The sequence below is a fragment of the Mucilaginibacter mallensis genome (assembly GCF_900105165.1).
In the GTDB taxonomy this organism is placed as follows: Bacteria; Bacteroidota; Bacteroidia; order Sphingobacteriales; family Sphingobacteriaceae; genus Mucilaginibacter; species Mucilaginibacter mallensis.
Genome location: NZ_LT629740.1, coordinates 1,909,457 through 1,926,788 on the forward strand (window position 1 = coordinate 1,909,457; position 17,332 = coordinate 1,926,788).

General features: G+C 41.9%; 16 protein-coding genes. 7 read left to right on the forward strand and 9 right to left on the reverse strand.

Annotated elements, in window-relative coordinates; genetic code table 11:
* Positions 1-98: 98 nt before the first annotated feature.
* From BLU33_RS07770 to BLU33_RS07785, 4 genes are all read right to left on the reverse strand, one after another.
* Entirely contained in the window at positions 99-737 is a 639-nt protein-coding gene (locus BLU33_RS07770; RefSeq protein ID WP_232009418.1) for a hypothetical protein, read from the reverse strand.
* 17 nt (positions 738-754) lie between these two features.
* Complete coding sequence (locus tag BLU33_RS07775; protein ID WP_091370965.1) at positions 755-1,300, reverse strand: hypothetical protein; 546 nt, start codon at positions 1,298-1,300, stop codon at positions 755-757.
* A 140-nt stretch (positions 1,301-1,440) separates the two neighbouring features.
* Entirely contained in the window at positions 1,441-2,064 is a 624-nt protein-coding gene (locus BLU33_RS07780; protein ID WP_197684582.1) for a hypothetical protein, read from the reverse strand.
* 35 nt (positions 2,065-2,099) lie between these two features.
* A complete protein-coding gene (locus BLU33_RS07785) occupies positions 2,100-2,684 on the reverse strand; it encodes a hypothetical protein (RefSeq protein ID WP_091370967.1) in 585 nt (194 codons plus the stop codon).
* A 134-nt stretch (positions 2,685-2,818) separates the two neighbouring features.
* On the opposite strand from BLU33_RS07785, the gene pdxR reads away from it, so the two are divergent.
* Positions 2,819-4,303: a MocR-like pyridoxine biosynthesis transcription factor PdxR gene (gene pdxR, locus BLU33_RS07790; protein WP_091370969.1), complete on the forward strand. Its 1,485-nt coding sequence runs from the start codon at positions 2,819-2,821 to the stop codon at positions 4,301-4,303.
* Positions 4,304-4,617: 314 nt separating this feature from the next.
* Here the strand turns inward: pdxR and BLU33_RS07795 are convergent, their stop codons facing one another.
* The gene (locus BLU33_RS07795; protein ID WP_091380330.1) at positions 4,618-4,998 is read right to left on the reverse strand and encodes a tautomerase family protein; all 381 of its coding nucleotides are present in this window, start codon (positions 4,996-4,998) and stop codon (positions 4,618-4,620) included.
* A 634-nt stretch (positions 4,999-5,632) separates the two neighbouring features.
* On the opposite strand from BLU33_RS07795, the gene BLU33_RS07805 reads away from it, so the two are divergent.
* From BLU33_RS07805 to BLU33_RS07815, 3 genes are all read left to right on the forward strand, one after another.
* Positions 5,633-6,121 (forward strand): hypothetical protein, encoded by a 489-nt coding sequence (locus BLU33_RS07805; protein WP_157682076.1) that lies wholly within the window; start codon positions 5,633-5,635, stop codon positions 6,119-6,121.
* Positions 6,122-6,432: 311 nt separating this feature from the next.
* Entirely contained in the window at positions 6,433-7,431 is a 999-nt protein-coding gene (locus tag BLU33_RS07810; protein ID WP_091367515.1) for a transposase, read from the forward strand.
* A 206-nt stretch (positions 7,432-7,637) separates the two neighbouring features.
* Positions 7,638-7,934 carry a hypothetical protein gene (locus tag BLU33_RS07815; protein WP_157682077.1) on the forward strand — a complete coding sequence of 99 codons (297 nt, stop codon included), beginning with the start codon at positions 7,638-7,640 and terminating at the stop codon, positions 7,932-7,934.
* Between the two features lie 157 nt (positions 7,935-8,091).
* Here BLU33_RS07815 and BLU33_RS07820 read toward each other — a convergent pair whose 3' ends face one another.
* The 4 genes from BLU33_RS07820 to BLU33_RS07835 form a co-directional block, all read right to left on the reverse strand.
* Complete coding sequence (locus BLU33_RS07820) at positions 8,092-8,805, reverse strand: alpha/beta hydrolase (RefSeq protein ID WP_091370976.1); 714 nt, start codon at positions 8,803-8,805, stop codon at positions 8,092-8,094.
* Between the two features lie 94 nt (positions 8,806-8,899).
* Entirely contained in the window at positions 8,900-9,760 is an 861-nt protein-coding gene (locus BLU33_RS07825; protein WP_091370978.1) for an AraC family transcriptional regulator, read from the reverse strand.
* A gap of 96 nt (positions 9,761-9,856) precedes the next feature.
* Positions 9,857-10,357, reverse strand: a complete 501-nt coding sequence (locus BLU33_RS07830) for a VOC family protein (protein ID WP_091370980.1) — start codon at positions 10,355-10,357, stop codon at positions 9,857-9,859.
* Between the two features lie 73 nt (positions 10,358-10,430).
* A complete protein-coding gene (locus tag BLU33_RS07835; RefSeq protein ID WP_091370982.1) occupies positions 10,431-11,195 on the reverse strand; it encodes a GDSL-type esterase/lipase family protein in 765 nt (254 codons plus the stop codon).
* A gap of 65 nt (positions 11,196-11,260) precedes the next feature.
* Here BLU33_RS07835 and BLU33_RS07840 point away from each other — a divergent pair, with 65 nt between their 5' ends.
* The 3 genes from BLU33_RS07840 to BLU33_RS07850 all read left to right on the forward strand — a co-directional run bounded on the left by BLU33_RS07840 (position 11,261) and on the right by BLU33_RS07850 (position 16,945).
* Positions 11,261-11,941 (forward strand): DUF2461 domain-containing protein, encoded by a 681-nt coding sequence (locus tag BLU33_RS07840; RefSeq protein ID WP_091370983.1) that lies wholly within the window; start codon positions 11,261-11,263, stop codon positions 11,939-11,941.
* Positions 11,942-12,240: 299 nt separating this feature from the next.
* Entirely contained in the window at positions 12,241-14,505 is a 2,265-nt protein-coding gene (locus BLU33_RS07845; RefSeq protein WP_157682078.1) for a WD40/YVTN/BNR-like repeat-containing protein, read from the forward strand.
* Positions 14,506-14,599: 94 nt separating this feature from the next.
* The gene (locus BLU33_RS07850) at positions 14,600-16,945 is read left to right on the forward strand and encodes a glycoside hydrolase family 31 protein (RefSeq protein WP_172829226.1); all 2,346 of its coding nucleotides are present in this window, start codon (positions 14,600-14,602) and stop codon (positions 16,943-16,945) included.
* Positions 16,946-17,332: the final 387 nt, after the last annotated feature.

Genomic DNA, 17,332 nt, shown 5'->3' on the forward strand with positions numbered 1-17,332 from the left:
TTAACGTTTTCTCAAGAATTTTAATTATGAATTTATCCTTGATATTAAAATTCTGCATCTAACTGCCTTTTAGATACGAAATGCGAGGTATCTATGTGCTATTTTATCCGATGTGACGTATTGGTTAAATTCCATTCCCAGGTGACGCCATTATCAGGCGAAAATGCCTGGCTCCATACAGGGTTATCTTTATCTGTTTTATCCCATACAAATACCACCAATATCGGTTTGCCATTAAAAATATCCTTACAAAAAAACTTGCCGATATTGCCTTCAAATGAGCCGATAACAGGCGGATCCATGGTACCTGAGTTGCTATCTACCCAATAAAGGCTCCACAATCTTGTTTGAGGGTTGAATAAACGCAACGTCAAACCCTCATAAGACATCCCTCCAGCCTGGTTAAACGCCGTCCTGAAGATATCCATATTGCCTAACCCATTTAATATCGTTCCAAAATTTTCATCTGTCGATTCATACTCAACCCACTCAGTGCAATTATTCAGCCTTGTCTTCAATCTTTTATTATGCATGGCCCATTTACCGGCTAAAAAATCAAAGTCCTTTGGTGAAGAAGTACTGGATGGAGTGATTTCAAGTTGGCCGGATGAAGTGATCTTCGCATTCACCATTACCGGGGCTTCTGGCCATGTGGTTTGCGCATGAACAAGCGATAGCTTTAGTGCAAGCAAGATCAGTAATGCAAGAGTTTGTCCTGTGTATTGAATATTTTTCATTTTTTCTATAATGTAAATTATTTAAATCTATGCGCTACACTGGTTGAATTTGTTTCCCAGGTGACGCCGTTATCAGGCGAAAATGCCTGGCTCCATAAATAGTTGTCCTTATCTGTTTTAACCCATTTAAACATTACCAATATTGGCTTTCCGTTAAAAACATCCTTACAATAAAACTTACCAACATTTCCTTCAAACGAGCCTACTACAGGCGGATCCATTGTTCCATAATTACTATCGGCCCAATAAAGGCTCCACAATTTTGTTTGTGGATTGAACAACCTTATTGTTATACCTTCATAGGGCTTATTACTAACCGGGTTAAATGCAGACTTATAAATGTCGATATTACCTATTCCGTTTAATATGGTATTATAATCACCTGTCGCTTCAAAAGGTATCCATTCGGTACAATGGTTCAACCTCATTTTAAGCCTTTTATTAACCATGGCCCATTTGCCAACTAAAAAATCAAAATCATTTTTTGATGAAGTTGCTGATGGCGTAATATCGAGCTCTCCTGTGGATGTGATCTTAGCGTTGACCATCGGTTCTTTTGACATATTAGTTTGGGCATAAATGAATGCATACTGAAACGTAAAAAAAATCAGTAAGACAAGGACATTTCTTGCGTATTGGATCTTTTTCATTTGTACTTGGTTTTATGATCGATATTTCTTTTAGTTATTTTTATTTTTTCGGTTCATTCTTTCACCCGCGTGTCCGTCGCTATCCAGTTTGCTTCCCAGGTTTTGCCGCCGTCATTCGAAAAAGACTGTTCAAAATGGCACGAATTGGCAGTAATTTCCGAAATAATAAAACGTACTATAATGGCCCGGCCATTATATTTTTCCTGGTTGTAAAATTCGCCGCACCCATTTTTAAATTCTCCTATAGCTGGCTTGCTCATACAGCCGCTGCTACCGCCCGAAAAATTAAGGCTCCATTGCCTGGACTGTGGATTATACAGACGCAGGCTCAACCCTTCGATGTGCCCGGCAGCGGCATCTACTTCAAGTTCAACCATATTGGCTTTACCATTCCAAACTCTTTTCACCACTGTAGTGCCATTATATTCAACACAGGTAGTATCTCCCGTTAACGGATGCCGCAAGCGTTTTAAGGTGGTTTTCCAGCTGCCGATTTCGAAATCAAAATCATGCTGGCCATCCGGCGCTGTACCGGCGTTACGCGATCTTACTTTTGATGTTTGTGAGAATGCCGGATGAGACTGCGGGAGACGGGCAAATGCACATAGTAGAAAATAGAACCCGATGGGCAGAAGCGCCACTGCTGTCTTCTTCAGACCTTTGACCATAAGGTTCATATGATGTTATTATTAGTAAATTTTTATAAATGGCCTTAGTCGATACGTTCCAGGTTCGCTATAAAATTAATTTCCCAGGTCTTGCCGCCATCATCCGAAAACGCCTGTTCAAAACGGTGTGATGTTGGTGTGATATCCGACCAAACCTGCCGAACCAGGATGATCCTGCCTTTGAATGATTCCTGATCAAAAAACTCGCCCCGCCCGTTCTTGAATTCACCGATCATGGGCGTGTTCATGATGCCATCATTACTGGCGGCTGCATTAAGGCTCCATTGGTGTGACTGTGGGTTGTAAAGAAACAGGAGCAAATCTTCGATATGACCCGAAGAGCCATCGGCTTCAAGCTCCTCAATTTGTGCGCGCCCGCCCCAAACCTTCCGGGCATCCAGCGTGCCTATCATTGGAACCCACGTTGTGGAGCCGGTTAACGGATGCAGGAGGCGTTTTATAGTCGACTTCCATTTACCAAGGTGAAAGTCAAAATCATGCTGACCATCCCGCTGAATATTAATGCCGGCGCTGCCTGAATTTTGCTGTGCAAATAAATTGACGGGTTGCAATATGCAGATCAACTGGCAAATAATACTTATTAAAACTATCCTGTTTATTGTTTTCATATTGATTATTATTTCTTTTTGTTTAAATAGGTTCTCCCCTTGATCATAATTGAGGCTGTTGCTCTATATCAAAAATATTGATAGATTGGCTCTTTAAAAAGAGCCATTTTGATAAATTAAAAAGAGCCAATTTTATGGGAAAAATTACGCCTCAGATATTAGTAACTTTTATCAGTATCAATAAAAACCAGGGTGCAACCATTCATCATCAGCTGTATGAACAATTAAAAAACGGGATATATGATGGTATGCTGCGATCAGGCGAAAGGATGCCCTCCTCGCGCGAAATGAGCACGGAGTTCAAAATTTCCAGAAACGCAGTATTGCAGGTTTTTGAACAATTAACGATGGAGGGTTTTTTTGAGGCGAAAACTGGCTCCGGAACATTTATCAGTAAAAATGCAGATAAACTCTCCCGGTCAAAAAATAAGGCCATATACCCGGTACAAAAATCAGAACATTATATAGCCAGACCACACGGACTCAATGATGCTTTTAAAGACCACGTTAGTGCCCTGGAGCCTCTGCATCCTTTTCAGCCCTCAATCCCCCTCGTATCAGAATTCCCTTTTCCGGCCTGGGCACGCATTAGCGCAGGCGTACATAAAAAGATGGATAAGCTGCATTTAGGCTATGACGATGCCCAGGGATATTGGCCTTTGCGAAAAGCTTTGTGCGATCACCTGCGCATTTCAAGGTCAGTAAACTGCGACCCGGAAAATATGCTCATCGTAAACAGTTCAAGGCAAGCGCTGCATTTAATTGCAGAAATTTTGTTGAAAAATGGCGATCAATGCTGGATGGAAGACCCCGGTTACCCGGGTGCAACGTCAGCCATAAAGCGATTTGGCGGGCAGATATGCCCCATACCAATAATAAATGATGGCATGGACCTTAATTTTGCTGCATATCATTACCCGAAAGCTAAGCTTGCTTACGTGACCCCATCTCACCAGTTTCCAATGGGCAATACCATGGCACTTAGTGAGCGTGTAAAATTATTAAACTGGGCAAAAGACAATCATATGTGGATCATCGAGGATGATTACGATAGCGAATTCAGATACAATAGCCGCCCTATTCCTGCGCTACAGGGCCTGGATACCAACGGAAATGTTATATATATAGGTAATGTAAGTAAAGTTATATTGCCTGCTTTACGTTTGGGTTACATGGTTTTCCCAACTAAAGGTATGGCCAGGCAATTCGCTACAGGAAAATCTGTGATTGAAGGGCAGAGTAATATAATTACCCAGGCTACAATAAGTGAATTTATCACACAAGGGCATTTTAGCCGTCATATCAGGCGGATGAGAATATTATACAAAAAAGCCCAGGACGACCTGGTAAGCCTGATTAACCTGTATTTAAAGAACAGGCTATACCCGGTCCCCGTGGAAGCGGGTATGCATTTTGTTGCATGGCTGCCATCAAATATTAACGCAGCGGTAATAGCGAATGAAGCTTTAAAAGAGGGTTTGATCATACAAACCCTCAATCAGTACAGCATTAAATCTGACAATCAAAATGGATTAATTTTAGGTTTTACAGGTTTCTCATTTGTCGGGATGGAAGCCGCGATACTTATATTGAAACGGGTTTTAGACAGGCATTTTTAATACTCCTGTAAACGAACCCTAACTAAAAAAAGGCAAGCGACTGTTTTATGTGCTTGCCTTTTTGCTGCTGAGGCTGGGCTTGAACCAGTGATCCTCTGATATTAATAGTCGTCCTCTATAATGTATTAATAATAAGTGATTTATATCGTAAAAATATGTGATCAACTTCGGAAAAAGCAGTTTTTGATGACGTGATACAAATGGCCCTCTCAACTCTTGCTTTACATGCGAAAACGCCGCCTTAATGCATGCGGCGTTTTTAAAAGTATTCGTCCTGGGTTCAGCCGCGCAAATTGCTGCAACTTATATCAAGTTTATATATGCAATATGTTACCAGCCGTAAAAGCCCAATTTTCCCAGGCAGTTTCCTTAAAAACCACAAAAACGTCTTTTGGGTCGATAGACAAATCGCCAAGTCCTGAGATTAACGTTTCCAGGAGTTTTCTTTTTATTTTTACGCTTCTGCCTACTGAGAGTAAAATTTCGATCATAATAAATTTTTCTGTTCGTTCTTCGGGCATATCAGGATAGGATCTATCATAAATGAAATCTTCTTCATTCATGTCAAAAAAACGCTGAAAGCGATCCGTTGGCGGAACGCCAACCTCAACCAAAGCTTTTTGGATAACGTCTCCGATTTTGCTTTTTTCTTCTTTTGTTCTTCCTTTTAAGGATGTGATTGTTACTAATGGCATGATATATATATAAATGAAAAATTTTTTTATGTTTTCTTTTCTCAAATGTATCTTAAATTTGGTAAAATCGGTTCAATATCACTTCGCCAGACTACATAAAACCATAAAGCAAGTGTTTCGGCAAATAGTGCAAGCATTGCCTACTTTCGTATAAAGTTCGGCCCGCTTGCCGGGCTACCTTTGTTTCATTAATTATTTAAAACAATAAAGACAATGAGCAAAGTATGGTTTATAACCGGAACATCTTCCGGTATGATTTTTAACTCAAATTTTTTATTCTCAATTTATCGTTCCATGGATACCGATTCGCCGAAATTTCTCAGTAAGATAAAGAAGCTGTTGCACGCTATTTTGTTGCCTTGTTTTGTGTTATTTTAAACTGGTTCGAAATCAGATCCACAATAGACCCAAGCGCCTTTCATGAAAATGAAAGGCGCTATTTTGTTTGTATTGGTGCGGTGATAATAGCATCCAAGGCTGAATATTGATCAGCGTGCTACGAGCTATCTCATTGATACCGTTACCAACTGGCGCAAATAACCCCTTAGATTGTCTTTTTTCCCCCTCATCATGTATGCTGGTATCGGATAACTTTATCATGTTTAAACCCGTCTCTTAGCTTAACCCCACAATCATGAATAATTCAATCAGTTTGCCAAAGAAAAGTCAGCAGTACTTTCTTCTCCTTGCCGTATTATTGATAACTTCCCAGTGTTTACTGTTACCTGCCAAAGGTTTTTGCCAAAAAATGGCGGATCCGAAGCTTGAAAAAATGCCGGTAGAACTGGAGAAGGACTATGCGTTAAGTGCACTGCCCCCTCATCTGCGTAAAGAAGCCACTGTTTATTTATTAGATCCTGCAAAAGGTTATTATATCGCTCAAAAGGGAACGAATGGGTTTGTCTGTTTTATTACCCGGACAGAATGGGAATGGGGGGAATTCAGAAAAGACCTTACCATGCCCATTAGCTTCGATGCGGCAGGCACCAAAGCAATTTTTCCTGTTTACCAGGCTGTGGCGGCCATGCGCGCATCCGGAAAATTTACTGCAAAGCAGATCAAAGATATAGTGATAGACCGGATCAGGAAAGGCGTATACAAGGCGCCGTCAAGGCCCCTTTAGATTTGCTTTGTGATTATTATCGAAAGTTTCTTGTTGACAAAGATTTAGGTGAACCAAGTCAAGGCCCAGGTTAAAGACCTATGCTTCGTATTAGTCCTATTCCATGTCCTTTAGATTTTCTTTGTGATTACTATTAAAACTATCTTGCTGACAAAGAATAGGGTGAACCAAGTCAAGGCCCAGGCTAAAGACCTATGGCCCGTATTAGTCCCTGTTCCGAGTCACAAGTCGATGTCAATGACAAGTTAGAATTTTAGACACCAGGTCTTATAAAGGTTTTAGTCTAAGTACATCACATTAATTTATTTAGTATGAAATACAAAGTATTTATCGGAATCGATGTATCAAAGCTTACTATTGATGTCCACCTGCACGGAATCGGTGCTTCTAAAACATTCAGTAACGAGGAAAAAGGATTTGCTTTATTTTTAAGTTGGGTAAAAAAGTATAGTAAACAATCGGAACCGGCGGAGATGATCATCTGCTTCGAACATACCGGTATGTATTCAATTAAACTTGCCACCTATCTAAATGATATTGGAATCCCATTCGCTATGCTTCCTGCGCTTCAAATCAAACAATCTATAGGGATCAGAAGAGGAAAGAATGACCAGATCGATGCACAAAGAATCGCTGAATATGCTTGGCTACACCGCGAAACCATTCAGGCAACTCTATTACCAGCCAAAAGTATTCTCAAACTTCAGTCGTTGCTTACATTACGAAATCGCTTGGTATGCGATCGTGGAGGGTATGAAGCCACATGGAAAGAACAGAAAAAGGCATTGGAAGGAAAAGAGCACAAGGGGATATTTCAAGTTTATAAAAGCCTGATAATGAACCTAACGGTGCAAGTTAAAAAGATTGAAGAACAAATAAAGGCGGTGATAGAAAGTGATGAAACAGTTAAATTAAACTATCAATTACTGACCAGTATTAAGTGTGTAGGACCTGTACTGGCCGCAAATATGATTGCTTATACGCACAATTTTACCCGTTTTGCTACTTGGCGGAAGTTCGCCTGCTATGTGGGGACTGCTCCATTTGAGCATCAGTCTGGTACCAGCATAAAAGGAAGAACACGAGTCAGTAGTTTATCCAACAAGCAGCTAAAAAAATTAATCCACATGGTGGCTATATGTGCTTGCGCATATAATCCAGAGATGAAAAGCTATTATAAAAGAAGAGTGAGCGAGGGGAAAAATAAGATGAGTACGCTAAATGTTATACGCAATAAGATCATTTCCAGAATGTTTGCTGTTGTCAATCGCGGCTCGTGCTATGTGGATCTGATGAAATATGCAGCTTAGGGCTTATCATCTAAACGCTTAAACAACTCCCCTTATTTTGGACGGGTTCTGTCAAGGGCAGCGAAGGACGGGCCTGTGCGGCTGCGCTGTTTATATACCCTTGAAAGGTTCCGGCCAAAATGAGAATTTTGTTGTCGAGTTAAGATGAAGAAATATTATTTGGAAAAGTCTTAGAATACGGGGTATCTTATATGCTGGCCCCGGTTATGCGCGGCTATCCAGGCGACCCGAATGATAAACAGATAATGACCATGAGCATGCCCCATTATATGTTTTATGCCCCTTATATGAATAACGCCGATATCGGTGGTGACACAGATCATGGCCCATTTGTAATTAACCCGGATAATACTGTCCTGGGAGATAAGAAAGGGCCCTATGGTTACATCATTATGCCCGCTGGTGAGGCAGAAGCGGCCAAAATAGTAAAGGCTAATAGCGACTTGTTGCAACGGCTTGTCGCTTATAAATCATATTATAAAATCAAGGCGGGTAGTATGTAGAACACATGATCTTAAAATTGTAATTCTTGTTGTTTAATTATCGTCCATATTCAAATTTAGAATATTAAAGTCCATAGGCACGGATTAATGTTAAAAAGACAGAGGCTTGCCTAAAACGGCAAGCCTCTGTCTTTTTAACTCGTCAAATATAGTATAGTTATTTCTGAGCGCCTTGTGTTGCGGCTTCCATAATAACTGCCGCTACCTTTTCAGGCTGCGACATGAATATTACATGGCTGCCCTTTATCTCGGTAACCTTCGTATTGGAACGTTTATACATCGCATGCTGGATCTCCGGGGCGATGCTTTTATCTTCTGTGGCGATCAGGCCATAAGCTGGTTTATCTCTCCAGGCGGCATGGGTTATGGGCGTTACGAAACCCTTTGCGTAAAAGGCTCCTTGAGATGCATACATAAACGCTGCTTCATCAGCATCAATGTCAGCACAAAAGCCGGCATGGTATTTATCTTTGTCATAGTATACAATACCTTTCTCGTCCGGAGGAAGTACGCCGTTTTCGGGGGCTGGGGCGGCTGTCTGGAGCCATTGCAGGGCAGATTCACCGTTGTCTGGCTGAAATGCAGCGATATAAACCAGCGCAGCAACATTTGGGTGGTTACCGGCTTCGGTAATTACAGCTCCGCCCCATGAGTGCCCGGCAAGGATTGCCGGACCGCCGATCCTGTCTAAAGCAACATGTGTTGCCAAAACATCGTCTTCCAATGAAGTTAAGGGATTCTGCACAACTGATACGTTATACCCATTTTTAGTTAATTCGTTATAAAGTGCTTTAAAGCCGGAGCCGTCTGCAAAGGCGCCATGAACCAGTACAACATTTTTGATCTCGTTTTTTACATTTAGTGTTTCCATTTTCTTTATCGTTGATTTTTTGTTTGTGTCAACGATACAAAGGTGCAATGAAAAACAGGCGGGGCTGATGGACACATTTCCCGATTAGTTGCGATTATTTCCCTTCTTTGGCTTCTTTTGGTGAGTTTCTGAAATCAGAGGGCGATACGCCCGTGTTTTTTTTGAAAAAATTGGAGAAATAGGATACGTCTTCAAAACCGAGCTCAAAAGTGATGTGCTTTATCGATCTGTCTGTATAGTACAAAAGCCGTTTGGCTTCTGCGACGATTCTTTCCTGGATGATCTGCGAAGGGGTTTTCTGGTTGAAAATGGCAAAAAGATTAGATAACGTTTTAGGTGACTTACAAAGTTGTTCTGCATAAAAACTGACAGCATGCTCCGATCTGAAATTTGCTTCCACCAGCAGGTTGAACTTTCGGATGGTGTGAAACCTTTCATCCGGGAGCCTTTTTACCGGGGCATATCCCAATTTGGCCAAACGGGTTACATAGCTGATCAGGCGCTTTAGCAGCACCAGCAGCATTTCATTCTGGATATTGTCCGAGGTCTTGAATTCCTCAATGAAAATGTCCGCCAGCAGCTGCAACTTTTGCTTCGCCTCGTCATTTAGTTTAATGAACAAATGGTCTGTAGTGCTGAACAGGAAGCCCACACAACTTACTTCGCTATCGTGATCAATAATGCAGTAGAATTCACGATTAAACTGCCAGGCGACAATATTTGTGGAATTTTCAAAGCTGAAGGATTGGTTAAACAATAGGGTTACTAAAGAATCCTTCGGGAAATCATAGGCAGAACCGTCGATAGTTATGGTCTGGCTTTCTGCCGGGTTCCATGCGATGGTAAAATACTTGTCAAAGCGGTCACGGGTAAAAGATAGCCTGTCAAAACCCGTTTGTTCCTTAAAAAACAGTAATTCACCATTTGTATTTTCCTCCCGTAGTTTAAGCCGCATGATAGCTGATGTTTAATTAGCAAGATATCAAATCACACTCAAAATACAATAGTTTTTGTTTTGTTGTGGTGATAATGTCATAGACACAGTTGCCGTTTATTTGGTGGTGATGGTGCTCATTTTGGCAAATTCCACATCATTGGGCTCCCATAATTCTATCTTGTTGCCTTCCGGGTCCATCAAGTGTACAAAATTACCATAGCTCGCCTTTTGCACGCTATCAACCGGCAGGATACCCGCCGCCTTCATTTTGGCTAAAAGCTGATCCAAGCCTTCCACGCGGTAATTGATCATGAATTGCTTTTCAGAGGGCTGGAAGTATTTGGTGGTTTCCTTAAACGGCGCCCATATGGTAAACCCCTTTTTTGTGCTGTCCATGCCCTGGTGCCATTCGAAATCTGAACCGAATCCCCCAATGCGGATGCCCAGGTTTTTGCTGTACCAGGCTTTAAGCGCCGCGGGGTCTTTGGCCTTAAAAAAAATACCGCCGATGCCCGTTACTCGAGGACCGCTATTGATCGGATTGGTTACACGACTGAAACCATAGCCCAACAGGAAAGCCGCGCAAAGCAGGCCGATTAGCGTAAGTTTTTTCATGATGTGGGGTTTTAATCTAAAGATAGGAAATGTTTGGTCAGCAATAGCGTAATTTAATATTGACAACTATTATCTACCGCTTGCCTATAACACCATAAATAGCCTTGCCCCAAAAAGCGCCCAGGTCGGCAGCACCATCCTTGTTAGGGTGCAGGTAAAATGTACCCTGGCGGCCATTTTCATGCTGTAGTCTGGTTAAATAGTTGGTTTTAAAATAGGTGAATGCTAATGTATCACCTAAAAATACCTGGTGATTTTGATAGCTGTTCACCAGATTTTTTATAGGTGTAAAATAACTTTGCAGCCTGTCTAAGCCTTCCTGTAAATACTGTGCGCCGTTATAGGTGTTGGGGCTGTACCATAGTGGCAGGTTGATCACAACCTTGCATTGCGGAAAATCATTCAATAGTTTATCTACAATGCTTTTCATGTTTTTATAATAAGCCTCGTGCGATACGGGCGCTCCGTGTGTGCCTTTTATAGCGCTGTCATTTGTGCCCAGCATAATTGAAAAGATCAAGATCCCAGGTTTGGCTGAAAAACTGTTAACCGCTTTTTCAGCAGCATTAAAAGAGACGCCACCTGGTGAAAAATCCACAGTGGTATAGCCACTATGTCCCTGGTTCGAAAATTCAACCGAATCTATCCCACGTTGTGCTTTTAAATAAGCGCTTGCTTTTGCAGGTGGAGCTTGAGTAGCTGCGTCATCAAGCCCGGCACCAAAAGTAATACTGTCACCTATATAAATCACCTTTACCAAACGTTTCTGCGCCAAAAGCGAAAAGCCGGGGAACAATAACAACAGACTAAGCAAAAGGCGCAGAGTGATTTTTTTCATAGTCGAATTTAGATAATTACTCTCGGTGGTACAATTCATAATAGTTTAACCACTAGTTTTGTTGTATGAGTATTCCTGTATTGCCTGCGTCAACCTTTGACTTTGTACGCGAGTTGAAAAATAACAACAACCGCGAATGGTTTGCCCTTCATAAAGAGGTTTATCAGCATGAGCTTGGTTTTGTAGAAAGCTTTGCAGATGCCCTGTTGCAGGAATTGAATATACATGATGTGATTGAAACGCCCAACGGCAAAAAGAGCCTGCGCCGCATTTATAAGGATACACGCTTTTCAAAAGATAAGATCCCGTTCAAAACATGCTGGAGTGGTGGGTTCCGCCGTGCCGGCAAATACCGCCGGGGTGGCTATTATTTTCGTTTTGAACCTGGCAATAGCTTGATAGTGGGTGGGTTTCGCGGGCCTAACCCGGCGGATCTGAAACTTATCAGGGATGACATTGCTTTTGATGCAGCACCATTGCAAAACATTCTGAACAGTAAAACTTTTATAGATACGTTCGGCACCTTACAGGGCGAACAGCTAAAGACCACACCAAAAGGTTATGACGCCAATAACGATGGGATAGAATTGTTGCGCTACAAGCAATTCCTGCTTATCCGGCGGTTTACGGATGAAGAAGTACTGCATGAAAATTTCATTAAAGAAGCAAGTATAACTTTCCGTAATATGCGCCCTTTTTTTGATTACATGAGCGAAGTACTTGCCACTGATATAAATGGGCAATGAGCACGTCCGATTTCAACCATACTCCTTTTAAGATCAGTTGTTGCCCTTGTTTTGACCCGTTTTTTCGCTGTTTAAATGTGTAAATTATTTATAATCAGCAAGAAATGTGTTTTTATCTCATTTTGCTAATCAATTAGCTGTGTGAACATTTGTTGCATATGATAGATACAAATGTGTACATCTTTTCAATAGATGTATAATACCTTACGCCTTTGTAAAAACCGATTTATTCACAAACAAAGCCAATTCTTATACCGGTAAGCGGATTTAATTATCGCATGTTTTTCAGAAGCTATCTTATGAAGAGGAATTTATTGTCATTCGTATTACTTATAGCTGTTAGTTTAAGAACGGCAGTCAATGCACAGGTGCATAGTGAGCCATATCAATGGAAGAGCGTACAGATGCGTGGTGGTGGATTTGTTGACGGCGTTATCTACCACCCTACAGAAAAGAACCTTTTGTACTGCCGTACCGATATGGGTGGCGCATATAAATGGAACGAAGCGATAAAAGCATGGGAACCACTGCTCGATTGGGTATCCTATAACGACCGCAACCTGATGGGCGTGGAAAGTATCGCATTGGATGCCAATAACCCTAACCGTGTATATATGGCTTGCGGTACTTATACAAGTATTAGGTTTCCCAACGCCATACTACGGTCTGACGATAGGGGGAAAACATTTAAGCGTACCGATGTGCCTTTCAGAATGGGTGGCAACGAGAACGGCAGGGGTAATGGCGAACGTATGGCTGTAGATCCAAATAACGGCAACATTATTTATATGGCAACCCGTTTGGATGGCCTTTGGAAGAGTGAAGATGCCGGCGTTACATGGAATCGCGTAAATAACTTTCCTGAGGTAAAGATCCCTGTTGCTGATACTATAATTATCCCAAAAGCAAGATATCACCCAAGGCCAAACGGGATGATATTTGTTGTATTCGATCCTAAAAGTAAAGCGGATAAAAAGAGTGCCAATATTTATGTAGGTATCTCGCAAAAAGGAAAAGAGAATTTGTTCCGCAGTACCGATGGCGGCGCAACATGGGCTCCCATACCCGGCGAGCCTACCGACCTGATGCCAACCCATGCTATATTATCAGCCGATGGTTCATTATATATTACCTATGGTACCAATCCCGGGCCTGATGTGATGACGGATGGCGCTGTGTATAAATTTAATATAAGCAATGGGGCATGGACAAACATCACCCCGCTAAAACCCCAGCCCGAAAATCAACAGGGATTTGGCTATGCTGCCGTAGCTGTTGATCCGCAGCACCCGCAAACGGTTATTGTAAGTACTTTTCATCGCTATGGTAAAGCCGGTGGCGATGATATTTTCAGGAGTTTAGATGCCGGAACTACCTGGAAACCTGTATTTACGGGTGGTGGCGATGGCAAATTCGATTATACGGATGCGCCTTACGTATCACACACGCCCATACACTGGTTGTTCGATTTGGAGATTGATCCTTTCAACTCAGATCACGCCATATTTACTACAGGTTATGGCTTGCACGAAACTTTTGACCTTACCGATGTTGACAAAGGCAAACCTACCACATGGGGGACTAAAAATAAAGGCATTGAAGAAACAGTAGCCTTAGAACTATTGAGTCCGCCAAAGGGTGTTCCCTTAATATCTGCAATAGGCGATTATGGCGGCTTTGTACATAATAACCTGGATGAACCCGCACCCGAAGGCAATTTTATAAATCCTCATTTTGCTAATACCGATGGTGTAACCTGTGGCGCTCAAAACAGTGATGTAGTGGTTAGGGTAGGTGTTGGGTCATCACAGGTAGGTGGTGGCAATATCGGCTATTCGTTGGATGGCGGCAAAACATGGCAGCCGACAACAAGTGCACCGCAGCGTGGTAGCAAGGATGGCTTTATTTGCGTATCAGCATTAGGCAATACCTGGATATGGACGCCACAGCGCAGCGCACCTTATGTTACCACTGATAAAGGGGCGACATGGAAACAAATAGCAACCCTGCCCAATAATACCCGTGTAATAGCCGATCCGCTAAACGATGCTAAATTTTATGCGATGGACCTGTTTAACGGTAAACTTTACACCAGCACCGATAACGGCAGCACTTTTACCGAACAGGATTTTCATTTACCCAATGGCTTGCCCGATCGCGCCTCAAACCGGGGCGATATCCGCGGAGGGCAAGATCGTTTATATGCTGCGCCGGGTAAAGAAGGTGACCTGTGGATAGCTGATTTTGACGGATTGTATCATGCCAAAAAAGGTTCGGCAGATTTTGAAAAGATAAACGGTGTTACCGAGATACATGGTTTTGGATTTGGTAAAGCTGCCCCTAAAAGCAATTATTCGGCACTGTACTTAGCAGGCACCATAAATGGGGTGGATGGTATATTTCGTTCTGATGATAAAGGGAAAAACTGGGTGCGTATTAATGATGATATCCATCGATGGAGCCTGATTCTGCAAATTACAGGTGATCCTAAAAAATATGGACGGGTGTATGTAGGTACCCACGGCCGCGGAACTTTTTATGGCGATATCAGCCAATCAAAATAAATATTCAACCAAAAAAATATAAACGTTTATGTTATTTAAAAATTTACATTCCGGCCTTTGCAAAGTAGGGATATCCTTATTACTCCTTTCGTGCATGGCAAGTACCCATGCAAATGCCGCTGTCCAAAGTTTCAGTAAGGAAGCGGATGGCGTTAACTTTAAGCTGGACAAAGGTGCTCTTAAAATAAAAGTTTGCAGCGCTGATATTATCGAAGTAAAGTATACCAGGCTCAATTCTTTTCTGAATAAGGAATCATTGGTAGTTACTAATAAATGGGCCCAGCCCACTGTGTTTACCGTGGCTGATGCAGGTAATAGTGTAGTTATAACCACATCAAAACTAAAAGTGGTTGTAGATAAAGCAACCAACGCCATCAGCTATTTAACCAAAGCAGGACAAGTAATAACTGCCGAAGATAAAACGGATAACAAAACCATGCAGGCTGTTACCATCGCAGGCATCAATACTTATAACTGTTCAACACAGTTTGTTTCTCCGGCTGATGAAGGTTTGTTTGGTTTAGGCTGCCACCCGCTGGATTCATTATCCATAAATTACAAAGGACGTAACCAGGAAATGCTGATCAAATACATGACTGGCGCAATCCCGGTTCTGTTATCAACCAAGGGATTCGGATTGATGTGGGACAATTATGCCGCCTCAAACTTTTATGGTGCCGAAGCCGGTAATACCAAGTTCAAATATGTATCAGAAAGTGGTAAACAGGTTGATTATTATTTTTTCTACGGTCCAAGTTTCGATCATATCATCGACCTGTACCGCATAACTACAGGTAAGGCACCGATGTTTCCTAAATGGGCATTCGGTTTATTCCAGTCGCAGGATAGATATATGAGCCAGGATGAGATCATCTCCGTTAAGAATAACTATCGTAATAATCATATCCCGGTTGATGTAATTGTTCAGGATTGGTTTTACTGGGATCCGTTCCCGATCGGCTCACATATCATGAACCCGACGAGATACCCAAACCCTAAAGCTATGGTTGATGAACTGCATCAATCGCATGTGCATGCCATGATCTCCATCTGGCCGGTATTAGGTAAAGGAACACCCAATTATGCCGCATTAGAGAAAATAGGCGGTTTAACCGATATTACCTGGTTAAACTTTATGACACATACATACGATAACTACTATGATTCTCATAATCCTGCTGCCCGCAAATTATATTGGCAGGAGGCACGTGACAGCCTGATTAAACGTTATGGCTGGGATGCCTGGTGGGTTGACCAGTGCGAACCTGATAATACCGATCTATTGGATGCCCGCCGCCAAAGCAATTTCTATACCGGCAAAGGAATCGATTACTTTAATACTTATTCGTTAGAACATTCAACCGGTATTTACGAAGGCTGGCGCAAGGATATCCCGGGCAAACGTGCATTCTTCCTCATCCGCCAATCGTTTGCAGGCGAACAGCGTAACGCGGCAACCTTATGGTCGTCTGATATTACCTGTACCTTTGCATCGTACAAAAGGCAGGTGCCGCAGGGGATTAACGCCTGTGCATCAGGTATCCCGTACTGGACATCGGATATCGGTGGTTACCACCTGCATTGGGAGTCTCCGGATTGGTCGAAACCGGAATACCGTGAGCTGTTTACCCGTTGGTTCCAATTCGGCTCATTTTGCCCGGTGTTCAGGATTCATGGTAAAGGGGAGCGTGCCATATTCTCAAAAAATTGGGATGAAAAAACAAGAAATATCCTGTTAAAATACGATAAGCTGCGTTACCGTCTGTTGCCGTATATCTATTCGCTATCGGCCAAAGTAACACAGGATAATTATACCATTATGCGCTCACTGGCATTTGATTTCAGAACTGATACCAATGTGTATAGCATCCCCGATCAGTATATGTTCGGCCCGGCATTTATGGTAAACCCGGTTACCGAGCAATTGTATAGCGGTAGCAATGCATCCGCAGGAAAAACTACCCGCAGTGTTTATTTACCGGTAACTGCAAAATGGTATGATTTCTATACCGGCCAGGTTTACAATGGCGGACAAACCATTGCGGCCCCTGCGCCAATTGAAACCCTGCCGTTGTATGTTAAGGCAGGTTCAATTATCCCGATGGGTCCGGTAATGGAGTATGCTACGGAGAAGCCTGCCGATAAAATTGAATTAAGGATCTATCGCGGAGCAAATGGCAGCTTTGATTACTACGAGGACGAAAATGATAATTACAATTACGAACATGGAAAATACGCCACCTTTAAACTGAATTGGAACGATAAACAACAACAGCTTACCATATCAGCCACAAAGGGTAGTTTCCCGGGTATGCTGAAACAGCATATCTTTAACATAGTAGTGGTGAAGGGCGCGCATGGTTCTGATGCAGCAGTTGCTAATAAAATTGATAAAACAGTTATTTATGCTGGTAAATCAATGGTGGTAAAGCTGTTATAAAAGTATTAGGATTGAACGGTCCGCATTATCGGTAAAATAGGTAGTGTTAAATTATTCAGCACAGGTCAGGAATTATTATTTGATCGTAATAGTTATGCTTTAACCATCAATTTACCAGATAATACAGCAGACCAGGTGGCCTATAGCTTTAAGATTCTTCCTGCATAAATGGATCGTATTGGTATATTTTTGTGTTTTTTGGGTGATATTTCTTATATTATTTGGTAAAATAATACTACATATGTTTATCAAACCATCCTAATTTTATCCCAATAACCAATACTGCCGGCTTTAATAATTAAACCCGACATACTATTTAACCTGATTAACACTAATCAATTATTGATCAAACACAGTTTGTATGGTGAAATTTTACCTTTTTTGATA

What these genes read in the sequence shown, in the direction of transcription:
- pdxR (WP_091370969.1), top strand. Translation starts at nt 2,819, where the DNA reads ATGGGAAAAATTACGCCTCAGATATTAGTAACTTTTATCAGTATCAAT.
- BLU33_RS07830 (WP_091370980.1), bottom strand. Translation starts at nt 10,357, where the DNA reads ATGAAAAAACTTACGCTAATCGGCCTGCTTTGCGCGGCTTTCCTGTTG.
- BLU33_RS07795 (WP_091380330.1), bottom strand. Translation starts at nt 4,998, where the DNA reads ATGCCATTAGTAACAATCACATCCTTAAAAGGAAGAACAAAAGAAGAA.
- BLU33_RS07805 (WP_157682076.1), top strand. Translation starts at nt 5,633, where the DNA reads ATGAATAATTCAATCAGTTTGCCAAAGAAAAGTCAGCAGTACTTTCTT.
- BLU33_RS07815 (WP_157682077.1), top strand. Translation starts at nt 7,638, where the DNA reads ATGCGCGGCTATCCAGGCGACCCGAATGATAAACAGATAATGACCATG.
- BLU33_RS07820 (WP_091370976.1), bottom strand. Translation starts at nt 8,805, where the DNA reads ATGGAAACACTAAATGTAAAAAACGAGATCAAAAATGTTGTACTGGTT.
- BLU33_RS07785 (WP_091370967.1), bottom strand. Translation starts at nt 2,684, where the DNA reads ATGAAAACAATAAACAGGATAGTTTTAATAAGTATTATTTGCCAGTTG.
- BLU33_RS07825 (WP_091370978.1), bottom strand. Translation starts at nt 9,760, where the DNA reads ATGCGGCTTAAACTACGGGAGGAAAATACAAATGGTGAATTACTGTTT.
- BLU33_RS07775 (WP_091370965.1), bottom strand. Translation starts at nt 1,300, where the DNA reads ATGTCAAAAGAACCGATGGTCAACGCTAAGATCACATCCACAGGAGAG.
- BLU33_RS07770 (WP_232009418.1), bottom strand. Translation starts at nt 737, where the DNA reads ATGAAAAATATTCAATACACAGGACAAACTCTTGCATTACTGATCTTG.
- BLU33_RS07835 (WP_091370982.1), bottom strand. Translation starts at nt 11,195, where the DNA reads ATGAAAAAAATCACTCTGCGCCTTTTGCTTAGTCTGTTGTTATTGTTC.
- BLU33_RS07850 (WP_172829226.1), top strand. Translation starts at nt 14,600, where the DNA reads ATGGCAAGTACCCATGCAAATGCCGCTGTCCAAAGTTTCAGTAAGGAA.
- BLU33_RS07840 (WP_091370983.1), top strand. Translation starts at nt 11,261, where the DNA reads ATGAGTATTCCTGTATTGCCTGCGTCAACCTTTGACTTTGTACGCGAG.
- BLU33_RS07780 (WP_197684582.1), bottom strand. Translation starts at nt 2,064, where the DNA reads ATGAACCTTATGGTCAAAGGTCTGAAGAAGACAGCAGTGGCGCTTCTG.
- BLU33_RS07810 (WP_091367515.1), top strand. Translation starts at nt 6,433, where the DNA reads ATGAAATACAAAGTATTTATCGGAATCGATGTATCAAAGCTTACTATT.
- BLU33_RS07845 (WP_157682078.1), top strand. Translation starts at nt 12,241, where the DNA reads ATGAAGAGGAATTTATTGTCATTCGTATTACTTATAGCTGTTAGTTTA.